Raw genomic sequence first — 18658 nt, 5'->3', positions numbered from 1 at the left:
TATGCTAAAAAGTTATTTCTCTTTTGATGAGAATCATTATAATTACTTTAATCTTATTATTACATATTTTTCAAAAGAGGAATTTAGATAAATTATACCAAAATACTTTATTATTACTATTATGGGAGGACAATAATATGAGAAAAAAGTTAGGTAGGAGTTTCATTGGAATACTATTAATATTAGTCATGATATTTTCTATGTCAGCATGTAGTAAATCCAAAGATAATGATGTTAAAGATGGGGAAGTAAAAGAGAAAAAAGTAATCAAGTTATTTCACAGATTTCCAGATGAACCTTTTAATTCATTTATTGAAGAAACCGTAGCTCAGTATGAAGCCGATCATCCTGATATTGATATTGTTGTTTCAAGTGCACAAAATCAACCTTATAAAGAAAAGATAAAAGTTGTAGTTGGTAGTAATGAGTGTCCAGACGTATTTTTTAGCTGGTCTGGAGAATTTTCAGAACGTTTTTTAAGAGAAGGTTTAATTATGAATCTGACAGATGCTTTTAATAATGATACCCAATGGAAAAATTCTCTTCTTGAATCACAAGTTAATGAATATCGCAGTGGCGACGTTTTATATGGAATTCCTTTTAGACTAGATGCTAAGATGATGTTCTATAATATTGATATTTTTGATGAAAATAATCTAGAAGCCCCCGAAACTTGGGAGGAATTTATTCAAGTATGTGAAGCTCTAAAAGCTAAGGATATTACGCCTATAGCTTATGGAAATCAAGGTCAATGGCCATCTTCTCATTATATTGGAAGTATCAATCAGATGTTAGTTGATAATGATACAAGATTAAAAGATTTGGATCCAGCTACAGGAGAATTCGTAGATCCTAATTATGTTAAATCACTTGAATATTATCAACAGCTAATACCATATTTCAATGATTCAGTAAATGGTTTACCACATGATATGGCTCGTAATAATTTTGCTCAAGGTAGAGTAGCTATGTTTTTTGCTGAGTTAGTTGAAATACCATATTTGGGAGAAGAAAATGCAGACCTTAATTATGGAATGTTTGGTTTCCCACTTATTGAAGGAGAGGGTGATCCTACATTATTGACTGGTTCACCAGAAGGATTTGTTATTTCGTCAAAAACAAAATACCCAGAAGAAAGTATAGAATTTCTAAAATATTTTACAGGACCAGAAGTGGGTAAAAAAGAAGTTCAACAAGTAGGCTGGTTCAATGCTGGAGTTGGAATTGTTGAGGGACTTGATGACCAAAAATTACTTGAAGCGTATGATGTCATAAAAAATGCAAAAACTATGTCTGGATGGTTTGATGCTTCACTATATTCTACTATCGCAAATGAATATTTAACAGCAGTTTCCGATTTAACTAATGGAGATATAACACCAGAAGAAGTCATGAAAAAAATACAAAAAGCTGCAAAAGAAGCTCAGAAAACATCTCAATCAGGAGCAAAAGAATAAGATTATTGAATAAGAGGTAAGGTGCTCTAGTTCGTATATAGATGCACCTTTCTAATACAGAAAGGTGGTGGACATAATAATGAAAAGGAAAAAAATAGTTCCTTACTATTATATTATACCAGGATTATTGATGGTTTTATTCTTTGTTTATGTACCTGTAATATCTAATTTTGTCTACAGCTTTTTCCATTTATCTTCATATTCTTCAGGAAAAGTTTTTGTAGGGATTGATAATTATATACAGCTTCTTACAAGTGATATTTTTCCTATAATGATGAAAAATAATATCATGTATGCAGTAATTTCATTAATTGTACAAGTGGGATTTGGTACTATTATTGCACTATTATTAGAAAGTAAACTTACTGGGAGATTGCGAAACATATATAGAAACATATATTTTCTACCAGCATTAATTTCGTTAACAGCAGTTGGTTTATTATTTACCTTTGTGTACTCACCAGATGTTGGACTTCTTAATTCTGCACTAAGAGCCATTGGACTAGAAAACCTTACACAATCATGGCTGGGAGATTCCAAAACGGCTATCTACTGTATAATCGCAATGAGTCAATGGCAATTTACTGGTTATATAACGCTACTTATGGTTGTAGCTATACAGAATATACCAAAAGATTATTTGGAAGCGGCGGCCATTGATGGAGCAGGTCCAGTTAGAAGAGCAATAAATATAATGATTCCTCTTGTTAAAGAACAATTATTAGTATGTTCTATTATAACTATTATAGGTGCGTTCAAACTTTTTACAGAGGTATATTCAACAACTAGCGGAGGACCTGGTAACAGCTCACAGGTTTTAGGAGTATTTTTGTACCAAAATGCGTTTTTACATGACAAGATGGGTTTAGCAGCTGCAACTGGCGTGTTGATTTTCATAATAACAGTCACTATTTCTATTATACAAATAGTTGTTACGAAATCAGGTAAAGTATAGGAGGGTAGCCATGTCAACCAGCGAAGTAATACATATAAAGAAAACACATAAAAATAATATAATGAAAGTTGTGTTGAATATATTCTTTATTATTCTAGTAATAAGTATATTTCTGCCAATAATATGGTTACTGATTAACTCATTAAAAAGTAATAATGAACTATTCAATAATTCATTGGCACTGCCTAGTAAATGGCTATTTAGTAACTACGCAGAAGCATGGGGTAAAGGTTTGTTTGATTATTTTAAGAACTCAGTAATGGTAAGTTCTATTTCTTTATTATTAATTATTATCATAAGTTCCTTATTAGCATATGGTCTAACCAGATTTAATGTAAAGGGAGGTAACATCATTTTTTTCATAGTTCTTGGAGGTATGGCTCTCTCAGAACAAGTTGCGTTAGTTCCCCTTTATAAAATGCTGCAAACGTTAAATCTTTATAATACATATTTTGCAGTTATACTACCTTATATCGCATTTAGAATACCATTTACGGTATTTTTAATGAGAGCTTATTTCCTTTCGATTCCAAGAGAACTTGAGGAAGCGGCTTATATAGATGGTTATAATAGTTTTCAGATTTTCTATAAGATAATTGTACCAATCAGTAAACCAATATTTGCGTCATGTGCAATTGTTAATCTGAATTTTGTATGGAATGAATTCTTATTTGCAAATGTTTTTCTTGAAAGTAAAGAGATTATGACTATACCTATAGGATTAATGACTTTTCAAGGAGATATGAAAGCCAACTATACAGTAATGTTAGCTGGAATTGTCATTGCATCAATTCCAATGATATTGATTTTCTTATTAATGCAAAAGCAATTTATTAGAGGGTTAACAGCAGGTTCCGTTAAAGGCTAGAATATACAATTCTTTATTTCATGTTTTAATGCATAAAATAAAGAATATCCTACTCTAAAACATAACGTTATATAAGGTTATGTAATAAATGTATATAAAATATTAAATATAATAGAAAAGGAGTAATTAAAATGAAAAAAGAACATATTGAACAAATCAACGTAGCTATGGAAGCAGTAAAAGCTAAGGAAAATATTAATCACATTTATTTTGTAGCTTGTGGAGGTTCTATGGCATTGATGAAACCAGCACAATACGTATTAGATTGTGAATGTGAAATACCATCCACAGTCTATACAGCTAATGAATTTGTACATAGTACACCTAAGGCATTAGGGATAGATTCTGTTGTAATATCATGTTCTATGCAAGGAAAGACTCCAGAGACAGTTGAAGCCACTAGATTAGCTAGAGAAAAAGGTGCTTTAACTATTTCAATGTCACATAGTATAGGGTCACCACTATGGGAAACTACAGAATATCCAATTCATTATGATTGGATGGACGAAGCAGATATGACTAATCATAATCATACTATCCTACATAGCTTGGTATTTAATATTCTTAATGCCATACAGCCAAATGAAAAGTATGAAAGAGCTTGTAGATCTATAGACAAGATGGATGGAATCTTCAAAGCAAATATAGAAAAATATTCTTCACAAGCATTAGATTTTGGTAAAGAGTATAAAAGAGAAAAAGTTATTTATACAATGGCCAGTGGAGGTAACTATGGACCTGCATATTCATTTGCAATATGTTTATTGATGGAAATGCAATGGATTCATTCTAATGCTATACATTCAGGAGAATACTTCCATGGACCATTCGAAATTACTGATTTTGATGTACCATTTATAATAGTAAAAGGTATTGATAATTCAAGATATCTAGATGAAAGAGCACATGATTTCTGTAAAAAATATTCTGATAAGATTGTCTTAATAGATGCAGCGGATTTTGATATGAAAGATATGGATGAAGACCTTAAAGGTTATTTTGCATCAATAGTCGTAGGAGTTGTTCTACGTGGATATGCAGATGCTCTCGCAGAGTACAGAGGTCATCCATTAACTGTTAGAAGATATATGTGGAAGATGGAATACTAGTTATACATAATATGTTACTTATGTTTTATAGAACTACGTTGACATCGTAATAATATTATTGCGGTGTCAGTTTTTCACTATGCCCATTATTACATAGGAGGAAACGTCATGGGTTCTAATGTTAATAAAGATAAATTAAGTAGCTATTTCTTTACATTCATAAGTTGCATTTTCTATGCATTAGCAATTAATCTTTTTATTAAACCTAATCATATTGTTGGTGGAGGAGTTACAGGTATTGCATTATTAATCAACAGATATATTCCTTGGGGTGTTGGCTTAATTGCTTATCTACTAAATATACCTATCATGATTATGGCATTTAAAATAAAGGATGTATCTTATACTGTAAAATGTTTAATAGTAACAACCCTGTTAAATTTCCTAATCGATGCATTAGCTTTTTTACCAGCTATGACCAATAACCCTTTAATAGCAGCAGGTTATGGAGGCGTTTTCCTAGGCATATCAGTTGGATTAAACTACAGATACAATGTATCAAGTGGAGGTACAGAACTTTTAGGACAATTACTTATTACTAAACTTAAGAATATGACTATTGGAAAAATATTAATTATTATTGATGGCTGCATTGTTCTTATTGGCAGTTTAATATTACATAATCCTGAAAATGTACTTTTAGCTCTAATAATGATATTTGTTAGTGGGAAAGTCAGTGATTTGGTAGTCAATGGATTTGATTATGTAAGGATGTGTTATATTATTACTGCCCATGAGGAAAAAGTTGCTTCTGAGTTAATGAGGAAATCCAATCGTGGTATAACCAAATTGAATGGAGTTGGAATGTATAGTAAAAAAGAATATGGTGTACTGATGACCGCTGTTACAAAACAGCAATTCACAAGCCTAAAAGAGAGCGTTCAAAAAGTTGATAGAAATGCATTTGTTATAATAATTAATACAAGTGAGGTATTAGGTAAGGGATTTAAATAAAATAGAAGCTGTATCATAATAATATATCGCAAAAAATTGATTGCCATAAATTTGTATTATGATACAGCTCCTTATACTTTTTAAGCTAATATTTTCAATAATATATTAGGTATCAATAGTGCAATAGCCATTCCATAGAGTAAATCAAGCCATACAACAGATCCTAAAGCACCTATATATATTAAAACTACTATTGGAAAACATATTATTTTAGTTAACCAATTAGTATCTTTACTTTTTATTACATTCCAAATATTATTAGCATCGCCTCTGCTTGGGAATGCATGCATAGCTATAGAAATTCCTAACCAGATTAGAAAGTAATCCAGTAAATCACCAGAACTGAATCGAAGAACTGGTATTGCCGCTGACATAGCTATAAGGGCACCCAATATTGTATTTATGATAAATGGTCCAATACTGATTAATACGTGTTGATACACTTTTTTTGGTTCTTCATGGACAACATAACCACATGGATTAGCGAATCTAAAATAACATACATCAAAAACTGCGACTCTTGAAATTCTACAGAAGAATTGATGTGCCATTTCATGAACTATAACTCCTGGAAAAGTAGCTAATGATATTATTTGACCGGGTATTAACATGTTTTTTTATTCCTTTCTTCCATAATAATAATTAGTCTAAGCTTTCTAGATATTCTTTATCTGCTGGACTAAGATCATCATGTTTTTTAATGATATCTAAGATTTTATCTCTTTCTTCTATCATATCATTATAATGATATGTTTCTACTAAGGTCTCCATTATAGATAGATTATCAGAATCAAATTCATAAGCTTTTTCAATAAATTCCAGGGCTTTTTTATCATCTAATCTTTTTAATTCTATCCTAGCCAATGAAGCATATGCTGCAGCTGATTCTACGTTAATATCTAGAATATGATTACAACGAGATATTGCAGAATCATACATTTCAAGTTCTCTTTCAATTGCTGCCATACATATTAAGGCATATTGATTATCTGGATGTTGTCTCAGCATTACATCCATGTAAAATTTTGCTTGTTCATAGCTACCTTGATTACAGTATAGGTCTGATAACATGTAAGCTGTCATATTACTATTAGGGTGTACATTAATATATTCAGTTAACTTTTGTATTTTTATATCATCTGACTCAGTTTCTATGGTATCTATAAGATTATCAAGTTCATCATCTAAGACATAAATATCTTCTAGATCATAACTTATTTCATCTAATTGATTATATAACTTCTCACTTTCTATCTTAGTACCTTCTAGAGATATCAACAGGTCGATAACGTTATCGTAATTACCATTATGATATTGAGCTATAATTATTTTAGCTTTTACATTACCTGAGTTATTATATTGTTCATTAGCTTTTTGGAATTCATCTAAAGCGGTAGAATATTTTTTTTGTTCCTCTGCTTGTTTACCTCGCTCAAAAGCTAATGCTCCTTTCATTGTGGTTGGAAATCTCATTAATGAAAAAACAACCAATCCTATCACAACAAAAAATACTAACTTAATTGATGCAGGAATAGGTCTTTTGGAAAGCTTATCTCGACAATCTTTGCATAGATTATATTTATAGCCTTCTTCAACAATAGAACTCCCACAGTTTTTACAACCATAATAATTGGTTTGTTCATAAAAATTATCATAGTTATATTTGTTGTTCATGTTTTCTTCTGACATAGAAGTCTCCTCTCCGTATATTTACTATGTAAATGTAATTAATATTGTTCTGCTATATAAATGCAAAACTTAACTGAAATTATATTGTGATTAAATAATATGAGTTAATTTATGACATATAAAAACAAATGCCAGTAAATGTATCGGCATAATTATTATTAAAATTAGTATTAATTTCATAAAATAAATCTCAGATTATCTTTTATTATGAGTTACATAATCCGTAGTTTATCATTTTTGTATATGATATAATACAGTATATCATGGGTTACATATATATTTTACTGGATAATATTTCAATGGATAAGAGGATATAATTATGAAAAAGATAGAAAGATTACAGAATATCATATACCTATTGAGCCAAAACAAAAGATTAAGCTGTTCGTCTTTGGCAGAGACGCTGGAAGTAAGTCAAAGAACAATTTATAGAGATATGGATGCACTTAGTCAAATGAAAGTACCTATTATAGCTTATGAAGGTTTGGATGGTGGATATGAACTAGATAAATCGTATTTTTTCCAATCAGTAAAGTTAACAGATAGAGAATTAATGATAATGATATTGCTTCTTGAAATGGGATATCAATTAAATACTACTGATTTTGATGATGCATTGATTACACTTAAACATAAGTTGCTGAATGCATCTGGAAAACAATCTAATATTAATAATGCGTTAAAACATATAACAGTAGAAGTTCAGAATATATATCCTCAAAAAATTGTTAAAGGTATATTTAACAGCATTATTCAAGGGTTGCAAATGGAAAGAATGATTATTGTAGACTATTATACGCCATTAAAAAAGAGTTGGTTGACTAGACAAATATCTCCATTACACCTTTATTATTGCGAGGGTTGCTGGTACTTAGACGCTTATTGTAATGTTAGACATGCAAAACGAACTTTTAGACTGGATAGAATTCGTGCGTGTAAATTATTGCAAGAAGATATTCCAAAAAAATATATACAATCTTATAAGATAAATCAACTTGATGATGTTATTCCTGAAATCACAATAGAGATAGACAAAGGGTTATATGAACAAGTCAAGGACGATAATATTTTTAAAGAAGCTGATACAATAAAAGAATCCCAATCACTTATAACCCTTATTATAAGAAATAAAAGAATTGAATACATATCTGAGTTTGCATATAGAAATGTAGATTTGGTAACAGTCTTATCCCCAAAATCATTAATACAAAACATAGGTGACAAAATTGAAAAAATGCAAGAAAAATATTTGCAAATCATAAACAAACCCTGACAAGTATCTGTCAGGGTTTGTGTTGTATTATGATATACGGAGGTGTTTAATAATGAATATTGCAGTATATTTATATGATAATTATTTTGAGACTGAATTGTGTATTGCTACACTAATGTTTAAAAAAAGCAAACAAAATATATTTATGATTTCAAGTGAACAAGAAGTTATAACATGTGTAGATGGAAAGAGATTACTTATAGACAAAAAGATAAGTGATGTAGATCCAAAAGATATTGATGTATTAATAATACCGGGCGGTGGAGCTATAATCAAAAACGATATAGTTCAATTAGTCAAAACATGTGAAAAAAATGGTGCTGTTATAGGCGGTATATGTGCAGGAGTGGATTATATAGCACATGCAGGTATTCTGTCAGACAGAAAATACACTGGTTATTACGAAAAAGATAAAGCTTATGACCATCTACCAACAGATGGTACATTAACTTATTCAATGTACGAAAGTGATAGAAATGTAGTAACTGCTAGACCAGAAGCCTACTTAGAATTTGCATTAGAACTATATCATCTGGCAGGTCTAGACGTAGGTCCAGTAGACGGATATTTAGAATGGTTTAAATCTCCTTTCTGTTGGAAAGGGAATAATGAAAAATAGTAGCAATGATAAAGGTGATGTATTGACGATTAAGTCAATGCATCACCTTTTATTAAATAGTCAACCACAAATTGGAACTGGATTTACATAAGCAATTAATGGTATAATGCTATTTCATGGGCTAGGACCCATCTCAAGCGACTATACATGATACATAGGAGGAAATTACATGCCAGTAATAATTGTTTTTTCAGCATTACTATATGCAGTTGGAGCGGTACTTTTAGCACAGTTGAAAATGAATTTTGGGGTTGATATATTTAGTTTTTATATTATTTTATTTCCCATAGGAACTTTTTTATACGGAACTATAAGTAGTAAGTTCTTTTATACGCTATTGTTTAAAAATCAGATTCCTATAACTAAGATTTATTATTTTACTACAGTATCATTTATACTACTCTCATATTTTGGAATGAAGTATTATATTTATTGTAATACCTTTGTAGATTATTCAATGGACATTAATTATATTGGTGACGGTGTTCATATAAGTGAATTATATAATGAAACGACAGGTAATAGAATTAATTTTAAAGAATACTATTTTAGGTTGAAATCAAGTGGAGAAATGTATGGTATGATAGGTGGAAATGGATTTGCTACGAAATTGAATCCAATGATGAATTCTCTTTTGGAACTTTTTAATATATTAGCATTAGCCATAAGTGTCACTATTACATATAAAAGGCAAAAGCCTAATTTCAAGTATTGTAAAAAATGCAATCAATATATGCTAGAAAAGCAAGTATTCATTTTTGATTATGGTGATAACTATTCTAAGTGCATATTAGAAAAAATAGATGAAAGTATGGGAAAAGAAGATAGAGTAGATAGACTGAGACAGATAATAAATCTTAATCAAAAACTACGAGATACTAGTAATGAATTTGTTGTTGGTAATTTTAATTACTGTAATGAATGTGAGCAAATATATTTAGTTATTATAAAATATGTAATTGATGAAAAAGGTAACGAGAGAATAGACAGTATAATTAAAGAGTATGAACTAGATAGAACATATTTTAAATTAATAATTAGATAACTATTTATTATACAATTGACTAAAAACATTTCATAAGAGTTGTTTATAAACATTCTATAGTTTTAGATACTTAAAAACTTCCTGTATAATTTCACTGATTAAAACAACTACTAATAATAAATAAAATAATATAATTAATAAGGAGCTAAACATGATCAAATGGATTATATCGTCAACTTTTATAATTATGACCCTAAAAACATATAATATAATCTGTAAAATACCATCAACATGGTTGTATCATCATTATAATGAGAGGGTAGATTACTTCAGAAGATTGAATAAAAGACTTAAACCAGGAGGAATCGTATTCATAGGAGATTCACTAACTGAACATTTCATGGTATCAGAATTTTTTTCAGAACACTATGTAATTAATCGAGGAATATCTGGTGATACTACTTATGGAGTTCTATGCAGATTAAAGGAAAGTGCTTTCGATTTGAAACCTAAAAAAATATTTCTACTTATAGGAATAAATGACGTAGGTAATGAAAAAGATCCTGGATATATAATCAATAATACTAAGCTGATTATAAAAAAATTTAAAAATAAATTACCAAAAACAAAGATTTACGTTCAATCAATATATCCTGTCTATAAAGATGTTAATAATAGAATCAAGAAGAAAATTGTAGGAAACAGAGATAACAAGCAGATACAGATAATAAACAGACAACTATACAGATTATCAAGAAAATATAATTGCACTTATATAGATATGAATAAAAAATTAAAAGATAATCGAGGACAGCTAAAATACGAATGTACGATAGAAGGATTACACTTATCTCCACGAGGCTATGAAATAATTGCTAGGGAATTAGAAAAGTATCTTTAATCAGAAGAAATGACTAGAAAGTGTACGTTGGTGATAATATGGCAGCAAAAATTAGAAATTGGTATAGATTAGATAACACTGGAAAGATATATCCATCAATTACATCAACAAGAGTTTCAACAGTGTTTAGAATATCAGCAACTTTAATAGAAAAAGTTGACTCTGTTTTATTACAAAACGCATTAGACAATATAATTGAGCGATTTCCATACTTCAAGGTCAATCTAAAAAAAGGCCTTTTCTGGTATTACTTTGAATATGCATATCACAATCCTAAGGTTAAAAAAGAAATATTTTATCCTTGTATGTTTATGTTCTTCAAAAAGAAAAAAACATTCCCTTTTAGAGTTTTATACTATAACAAAAAAATTAGTTGTGAATTCTCACATAGTATCACAGATGGAACAGGGGCAATAACCTTTCTTAAGACTTTATTAGTTGAATATTTTAAAATAAAAGGAATTACGTCAACTATTTCAGAAGATATTCTTGATATAAAATCTACAGTAAAAAAAGAAGAATTTGAAGATTCAGCTCATAAATATTATAAAAAAGATATACCACCCCCAGATTTACCGAAAAAGGCTATGCACTTTCCTTTTAAACTAAATAAAAAAGGGGAATATTACATCGTAACTGGAATAGTAGATATCTCTGATTTCAAAGAACAATCTAAAATACATGGCTGTTCTATAACTGAACTACTATTAGCCTTATATTTTGAAACAATCCAGGATTTTGTTTGCTCACAGTATGCAAGAAAGAGAAAAAGATTAAAAAAACGAGTGGTAATCAATTTACCTGTTAATCTAAGAAGAATTTTTCGGTCTAATACAATGAGGAATTTTTTTATTAGCCTAACACCATCTATTGATTTGAGATTAGGAAAATATACTAGAGAAGAGCTGATAAAACAAATTAAGAATTATATGGAATTAAATCTTAATGAAAAATATCTCGGTCAATATATTAGTAGAAATGTTAACAATGAAAAGAATAAATTTATAAGGATAATACCGCTTTTTGTTAAGAATATAATAATGCCTGTAATCTATCAGAGGTTTGGTGAAAGTGGGTATACAAGCAGTATTTCTAATTTAGGTTTGGTAGTTATGCCAAGTGAAATAGAAAACCTAATAGAAAGATTTGAGTTCTATCCGCCTCCAAGCAAAGGTAATATAGTAAAAGTTGGTGTATCTTCTTATAAAGAGAAAATATATATATCATTTGGAAGATTAACGAAAAATACTGAAATAGAAAAGATTTTCTTCAGAAAAATAAGAAAGATGAACATAGCTGTAAAAATAGAAACAAATCTGAGGTGATTCCATGCCCTATTGTTCAAAATGTGGTGTTGAAGTAGATAATGATATTAAGAAGTGTCCTCTGTGCGATTTCCCAATACCAGATGTGGGACAAGAAACTGATGAACAGTCTATCAATGTATTTCCAGAAGCAGAGAACATATATAAAGATAGAGTTAGTATTGTTAAGAATAAAGTGTTTTTTATTTTAGAGACCATATTACTTTTTGCTATACCAATATTGGTAAGTATGAAAATCTTCTATCCATCTATCACATTAAAAATTAATTATATTATAAACTGTATAATTGCGTCCATTTTCTTTCTTTTTTTCTCATTTGGGTATCTAAAAGTATATTATAATATATTAGGTATTGGTTTGACATCTATTGTTTTGACATACAAACTAGACAGTATAGATAATAATATTTCTTGGTTTTATAGATATGCGATATTAATGATATTATTAGTTATGGCTATTTTATATATATGTGTTTTCTTATATAAAAGGAATAAAAAAGAAAACAAAGCTATATATATTTTGAATTATATATTTGAGGGTATAGGCTTATTATGTTTAGGTATTGATTCAATTATATCATATAGGATTAATAATATGATAAAACCAAGCTGGTCAATAATTGTACTTATCAGTTCAGTAGCTATAAGTCTTTTGATTCTAGGATTATATCATGGTTTACCTGGTAGAGTCAGAAATAAGATAAGGAGAAAACTACATGTATAAAAAGAACCAAGGGGCTGTCGGATGTTGAAAATATATTAACCGATAGTCCCTTAATTAAATGTTACTAAGGGGTTATTAATAACTATAGGTTAGAAACATTTTTCAGCTGTCTACGTTCTTTTGAGAAAGTAGATAATATCTTTTCTTTTTCTAAGTTGAAAGGTAATAATATAAGAGGTATTATTCCTAACAAGCAGAAGCCAATAGGGACAAGAGCAGTTGCAATTCTTATGCCTTCTACAGCTTGAGGAGTTTGTGCTACGCCACCTGTCTGAAAGCCATATTTTTCAATGATTGTTGAGAAAATAATAAGTTGTAATCCAGCAATAGGAGCTGTTAAAAGAGCATTTATTGAATTGAATAACCCTGGTTTTCTAATAGAAGTCATGAGCTCATTTTCATCAATAATAGCAGCAGTAAGAGGACCTCTTGATGTTAGACTTATTGTTCTTCCTAGCATAATTGGTATGTAAGCTATCAATACAAAATACCAAGTATTTGCAAAGTATAGGATTGAATAACCCATTATATAAGGAATCATTGCAAGGAATAAAGATTTCTTAATACCTTTTTTCTTAATAATATTACCAATTAGTGGATAGATCAAAAAAACTGCTACCATTGGTAATACATCAGCTAGTGTGGCTTCAATTCCTGTAGATTTCACTACATAATCCATATAATAGAGAAAAGCTGTAAAATATATCGCTTGGGGTGCAAAACCAGTTGAATTAAAGAAGAAATTGCACCAAAATGAACGCATGCTTATAACACTTTTAATATCAATCCATAATGTTTTGGTATTGACTGCTACGGTAGAACTATCACCTACCGCATACATTTCAGGTTTATCTTTCAATTTGATTATACCAATGAGATAGATACCTGTGTTCATTAGAACTACAAATAGCAGTAATCCAATCACCAGGGGACGATTATTTTTAGTACTGCCAACTAATAACATAGTGGGGATAAGCGTAGCAAAAAAACTGACGAAATTACCTACATAGCCACCGATTACAGAGACGTCAATACGTTCTTCTTTGGTAGGGGCAGCAAGCATTGTATAACAGTTAGCTGAAATAAGGAAGAATGTACCAGCAGTATCATAAAAGAATAACGCAATAAGTAGAACCCAAAAAACAGTTGTATCTTCCCACGATGGTGAAGCAAATAACATGATAATCAGCATAATAACCATGAATGGTACAGTGACCCGCATAACATATGTATATTTCCCTCTTTTTGGTCTGTATTTCATTTTATCAAGGAAAATACCAAAAACAGGGTCATTCAACATATTCCATACATTAAATATAAAGTATATAAGGCTTACATAAGAAGGCTTTAGTCCAATCAAATCCGTATAGAATTTAATATAAACATTATGAATAAGAACATTTGATAGTGAAAGAGCTTGAAGAGGTAAACAAAGAATAAATTTTTCAGTAAAACTTAATCCTTCTTTAGAAAAGGAAAATTGTTCTTTAAACTTAAGAAAATTAGCTTTCACTAAAGTCACTCCTTACAATACAACAGTTATACTTCGAACTGCTATAGGTTTATTTGTTATAGAAAGTATAACTGATTCAGACATATTTGATATCTTGTTTATAGAAAATTCACTATCTATATCTATGGATTTTGGTTCATGTGGTAAATATATTTCTGTAGGTGCTAGAGTATTAGAATTTTCTATCCATTCAAGTGTATAGACATTAGATTCCCGATTGTAATGGTATTTTATTATTTTTCCAGAAACAGCTTGAGGATATGGACGTTTTAAAATATCCATAACAGGGGCTTGTTCTATATTTTCATGATAACACCAATAGGTATTACTCCATTTGTATTTATCAAAAGTATCAAGAATATGTACAATGTGATACATTCCCTCTGAATACATACTATGAGCTCCCCATTCTCCGAACATGACAGGAATATTCAGGCGTTCTTGTACCTTTTTATGTGCATTCAATATAGTATCAATACGGTTATTACTAGCATGAACAACTTCAGGAGTATCAACAACCAAGTCATAACCATGAGGGGCGTAAGCTTGGTTTTTTTCTTTTATACCATTATCATCAGTAATACTTGGAATACTGCATTCGATTCCCATGTTAGAGAAATATGAATTTTCCATCATGACTATACCTTTATCAGAAACTTGCCTTATGGCCTTAGTTATTCTTTTATAGAAGGATGCTAGAGCTCCTTTGTCAAATTCGCTTACTAAGTGTAAAGCTGATTTCGCCATTGCGGTGTACAGCTCAACATTATCAATATCTTTTAGTAGCTTATTTTTTTGATCAACATTGGTAAATGAAGCCATTAACTGTTCAGGTGACATATCTTGTTGTGTGAGTTTGGCATAGGAACCTAATAATGCTCCAAATATTTCTAAAGAATTTTCTCCAGGAAATGGTTCATTAATGAAGTCATAACCAATTAGAGCGTTGCTGTGTTGTAATCTTTTTATGATATGAGCCCACATATTAGCATAATGGTCTTGTAAACCTATTCCATCAGATGCTTTAGTGTTAGCCCAGAAATTTTTGAAGGATCGTTTTACTGCGTTACTGAAAATGTAAGCATCACTCCACAAATCTCCAGTTACATGTTGCTGATTATCAGTGAGTGTAGCCCAATCAGGAGCACCATCTGAAAATTTGTTGCTATATAGATCTTGGTGCATGTCTAGAAACGCGTAGATATTGTATTTTTCGCATAGGTTCAACATGCTATCAATCCAGTCTAGGTAATTTTCGTCATATACACCGATTTCATGCTCAACACCATCCCAGATGATGCCTAGACGAATAATATTGAAACCATTGTCAACTAACCATTCAAAGTGGCTTTCATCCCAACTGGCAATATAGTTTTTCTGACCAGTTGATTCATCATAGGTTCCTTTATTGACCATATTGATACCATTAAAAATACGTTCACGTCCTTTTTCATCATTAAAGCATCTACCGTTTACATAAATTTTTTCCATAAAAGACCTTCTTTCTTTTTATTATTTTATTGGTATTATTATTTTTATATAATGAGCATTTTCTCCTTGCTCGTTTATAAACATATCTAACACGTTTCTTTCTATAGCATCACCAGTTATCTCTAGATGATGAGCATCAATATAATCAAGCATATGTTCATATACAATGTTAACATCTGAATGGTCAGGTTTATAAATGATTGTGTTAGCAGAAACATAATAACTTTCATTCAAAACTTGTAAACTATCACTTTTTGAAGGACAAGGAGATTCAGATATTAAACCGTATCCAGCATAAGCATAAGTATGATAATCTTTCTCTAAAAGATGTTCTTTTGATACTATTGATATAATGTTTGAGGTTAGAATCCAATCTTGATTGGTTTCTTTATGTATTAACGATATGGAGTCGATATCAAGGTCGATTTCATTAGTGTGAAATGGTTTGGAAATTATCCATAACTTAGGTAATTTCTCAATTCTTATGTCTAGGGAATCAGAGGTAAATTCACTGCTATTCCAATAAAAAGATTCTATTTGTGATTTTAGATGTTTTAGATAATTAATTTTATTTTGTAAGATATTTTCTTGTTTTAGGATTTCTTCTTGTATTTTACTTATGTTTTCATGGTGTAGAAGCTGTTGGATTTTCTTGATAGGTATATCAACTGAACGCAGAAAAAGTATAGTTGATATCATCTCAAATTGTTCAATACTGTAATACCTGTATTTATTATCACGTATCTGTTTTGGTATGATTAGACCTATTTTTGAGTAATAACGAAGTGTATCTGTCGAAATAGAAAAAATCTTTGATATTTCACCGATGGTATAATACTCTTTCAAATACTGATCAACCCCTTACATAATAAATAAAATCCTATATAAAATTAATTTAATTTATCCATTATAGAATTAGATTCATATTGTTAACTATATTATAAACTATGAAGTAACTCCAATGTCAATGAATATTTTTTGATTTATCATCCTAATATAATAAATTTGTTATAGACAAAATTATGCTAATTAGAAGAAAAAGTGTTTTGTGATTATATTGAAGGGTATTCCAAGCAAAATAATATATGTATATGTGAAGTAGTAAGGCAGGACGCCGAACCCAGCTTTTTGCTCAGGACGAGCAAGTAGCTGGCGTAACATATACATATACTATTTTGCAAAAGCCAAGTCAGAACAAAACATTTTTACAGTTATTTATTTGGTATATTTCTTAGATATTTATGTGTTATTCTTATATACTGATAGATATTAACAATAAAATCTGATTTTTGTTATAAAAGTTATGCTATTTGTATAATTTTTATCCATTGTATGATTTGTGTAGAATTACTATAATGTGAACTATAAACAAATAAAAATATAAAAGAGGAAGGAAGTTTAATTTATGAAAAGAAAAATTTCTTTATTCGTTGCACTAATCATGGTTGTTTCAATGTTCGCAGGTTGTGGTTCAAAAACTGAAACTACTACAGACGATAATCAAAAAAATACAGTAGATGCATCAAAGTCATCTGAAGAAAAAGATAATGAGCAAGAACCAGAAATAAAAGATCAAACTCTAAAGGTTTCTGTTTTCCAAGGTGGGTTTGGACGTGAATATTGGGATGAAGTAGCAAAAGCATTTGAAGAGCAAAATGAAGGCGTTACAGTAGAAGTCCTAGCTGATCCTAATATCGGTGAAAGAATTAGAAATGATATTTTATCAAATGATTCACCTGACTTCATATTCTTATCTTCAAGAGATAAATCAGGTACAACACAATCTCTTATAAAGGATAAAGGAATTGCTGATATCAGTGATGTAATGAATAAATTAAAAGATAAAATGATTGATGGAGTACTTGATAACTCACTTTTAAGTCCTTATGATGATGGAAAAACATATCTTGCTCCTTTCAACTTCTCATCACTTGGATTATGGTACAATGAAAATTATTTTGAAACAAATAAAATAACAGCACCAGTAACTTGGGATGATTTCTTTGAACTAAAAGATAAAATAATAGATAGATCACTTATTACATATGCAGGTATCTACCCAGGATATCTTGAATCTCTAGTATTCCCTGCGATTGCTTCAGGTGCAGGAAAAGAAACATTTGATAAACTTGTTAAATATGATGTGGCAACATTGGATTCAGATGAATTTAAAGCCATTATGGATAAATTTGAGAAGATTGCATCTACTAAAGCAATCATGAATGGTACTGCAGGGATTAATCATACAACATCACAGGCAGAATTCCTTATGGGTAAAGCTGCTTTAATACCTAATGGTTCATGGATTGCTAATGAAATGAAAGATGCTCCGAAAGAAGATGGATTTACATGGGGATTTGCAGCAGCACCTGTATTAAATGCAAATAATGACAAGTATGTGGTTGCATCAATGGATGAAATGTATATACCAAGTGCTTCTAAAAACAAAGAACTTGCTAAGAAATTCTTAGAATTCCTATATTCAGATGAAGCAATCAAAATACAAGCAGAAAAAGCTAAATCAGTTCCACCATTAAAAGGTGTAGCAGATGTAATTAAACCATATGTAGATGAAGCAACAGGAGCATCATACACTTTATTTGATGAAGGATACAAACCATTAATAAGCAACTTCGCAGCTGTTGATAATATGACTCTTGTTCCTAGAAAAGAATTCTTTGGTACAGTAGGTCAAGTCATAACAGGAACAAAGACCAAAGATGAAGCTATTGATTATCTAAAACCAATTTTTGAAGAAGCAGCTAAGAATATAGTTAAATAGTGAATACATAAAT

At 30.0% G+C, this 18658-nt stretch carries 17 protein-coding genes; 12 read left to right on the top strand and 5 right to left on the bottom strand.

Features of this window, described 5'->3' with window-relative positions; all coding sequences use genetic code 11:
- Positions 1–137: 137 nt before the first annotated feature.
- The 5 genes from ACX6CF_RS13535 to ACX6CF_RS13515 all read left to right on the top strand — a co-directional run bounded on the left by ACX6CF_RS13535 (position 138) and on the right by ACX6CF_RS13515 (position 5343).
- Positions 138–1457 carry an ABC transporter substrate-binding protein gene (locus tag ACX6CF_RS13535; protein WP_458785872.1) on the top strand — a complete coding sequence of 440 codons (1320 nt, stop codon included), beginning with the start codon at positions 138–140 and terminating at the stop codon, positions 1455–1457.
- A gap of 79 nt (positions 1458–1536) precedes the next feature.
- Entirely contained in the window at positions 1537–2412 is an 876-nt protein-coding gene (locus ACX6CF_RS13530; protein WP_458785871.1) for a carbohydrate ABC transporter permease, read from the top strand.
- A gap of 10 nt (positions 2413–2422) precedes the next feature.
- A complete protein-coding gene (locus ACX6CF_RS13525; protein WP_458785870.1) occupies positions 2423–3280 on the top strand; it encodes a carbohydrate ABC transporter permease in 858 nt (285 codons plus the stop codon).
- Positions 3281–3411: 131 nt separating this feature from the next.
- Positions 3412–4389 carry an SIS domain-containing protein gene (locus tag ACX6CF_RS13520; protein WP_458785869.1) on the top strand — a complete coding sequence of 326 codons (978 nt, stop codon included), beginning with the start codon at positions 3412–3414 and terminating at the stop codon, positions 4387–4389.
- Positions 4390–4497: 108 nt separating this feature from the next.
- Positions 4498–5343: a YitT family protein gene (locus tag ACX6CF_RS13515; RefSeq protein WP_458785868.1), complete on the top strand. Its 846-nt coding sequence runs from the start codon at positions 4498–4500 to the stop codon at positions 5341–5343.
- Positions 5344–5423: 80 nt separating this feature from the next.
- Here ACX6CF_RS13515 and ACX6CF_RS13510 read toward each other — a convergent pair whose 3' ends face one another.
- Both ACX6CF_RS13510 and ACX6CF_RS13505 read right to left on the bottom strand, forming a co-directional pair.
- Positions 5424–5954 (bottom strand): metalloprotease family protein, encoded by a 531-nt coding sequence (locus ACX6CF_RS13510; RefSeq protein WP_458785867.1) that lies wholly within the window; start codon positions 5952–5954, stop codon positions 5424–5426.
- A 31-nt stretch (positions 5955–5985) separates the two neighbouring features.
- On the bottom strand, positions 5986–7032 hold the full coding sequence (locus ACX6CF_RS13505) for a tetratricopeptide repeat protein (RefSeq protein WP_458785866.1): 1047 nt from the start codon (positions 7030–7032) through the stop codon (positions 5986–5988).
- A gap of 319 nt (positions 7033–7351) precedes the next feature.
- Between ACX6CF_RS13505 and ACX6CF_RS13500 the strand changes: the two genes are divergently transcribed.
- From ACX6CF_RS13500 to ACX6CF_RS13475, 6 genes are all read left to right on the top strand, one after another.
- Positions 7352–8305 (top strand): helix-turn-helix transcriptional regulator, encoded by a 954-nt coding sequence (locus ACX6CF_RS13500; protein ID WP_458785865.1) that lies wholly within the window; start codon positions 7352–7354, stop codon positions 8303–8305.
- A gap of 52 nt (positions 8306–8357) precedes the next feature.
- Entirely contained in the window at positions 8358–8924 is a 567-nt protein-coding gene (locus ACX6CF_RS13495) for a DJ-1/PfpI family protein (RefSeq protein WP_458785864.1), read from the top strand.
- Between the two features lie 169 nt (positions 8925–9093).
- Positions 9094–9969 (top strand): hypothetical protein, encoded by an 876-nt coding sequence (locus tag ACX6CF_RS13490; RefSeq protein ID WP_458785863.1) that lies wholly within the window; start codon positions 9094–9096, stop codon positions 9967–9969.
- A 151-nt stretch (positions 9970–10120) separates the two neighbouring features.
- Complete coding sequence (locus tag ACX6CF_RS13485; protein WP_458785862.1) at positions 10121–10810, top strand: GDSL-type esterase/lipase family protein; 690 nt, start codon at positions 10121–10123, stop codon at positions 10808–10810.
- A 38-nt stretch (positions 10811–10848) separates the two neighbouring features.
- Positions 10849–12135, top strand: coding sequence for a hypothetical protein (locus ACX6CF_RS13480; RefSeq protein WP_458785861.1), 1287 nt, complete (start codon positions 10849–10851; stop codon positions 12133–12135).
- 4 nt (positions 12136–12139) lie between these two features.
- Complete coding sequence (locus ACX6CF_RS13475) at positions 12140–12859, top strand: hypothetical protein (RefSeq protein ID WP_458785860.1); 720 nt, start codon at positions 12140–12142, stop codon at positions 12857–12859.
- Between the two features lie 82 nt (positions 12860–12941).
- Here ACX6CF_RS13475 and ACX6CF_RS13470 read toward each other — a convergent pair whose 3' ends face one another.
- From ACX6CF_RS13470 to ACX6CF_RS13460, 3 genes are read right to left on the bottom strand one after another with little or no spacing between them, the layout of a single operon-like run.
- Positions 12942–14372 carry an MFS transporter gene (locus tag ACX6CF_RS13470; protein WP_458785859.1) on the bottom strand — a complete coding sequence of 477 codons (1431 nt, stop codon included), beginning with the start codon at positions 14370–14372 and terminating at the stop codon, positions 12942–12944.
- 12 nt (positions 14373–14384) lie between these two features.
- Positions 14385–15863, bottom strand: a complete 1479-nt coding sequence (locus tag ACX6CF_RS13465; RefSeq protein WP_458785858.1) for a cellulase family glycosylhydrolase — start codon at positions 15861–15863, stop codon at positions 14385–14387.
- A 21-nt stretch (positions 15864–15884) separates the two neighbouring features.
- The gene (locus tag ACX6CF_RS13460; protein WP_458785857.1) at positions 15885–16709 is read right to left on the bottom strand and encodes a MerR family transcriptional regulator; all 825 of its coding nucleotides are present in this window, start codon (positions 16707–16709) and stop codon (positions 15885–15887) included.
- Positions 16710–17268: 559 nt separating this feature from the next.
- On the opposite strand from ACX6CF_RS13460, the gene ACX6CF_RS13455 reads away from it, so the two are divergent.
- Positions 17269–18645 (top strand): carbohydrate ABC transporter substrate-binding protein, encoded by a 1377-nt coding sequence (locus ACX6CF_RS13455; RefSeq protein WP_458785856.1) that lies wholly within the window; start codon positions 17269–17271, stop codon positions 18643–18645.
- Positions 18646–18658 lie beyond the last annotated feature (13 nt).

This window comes from Vallitalea sediminicola (assembly GCF_054408565.1).
This window is presented reverse-complemented; position numbering and strand designations above follow the sequence as displayed.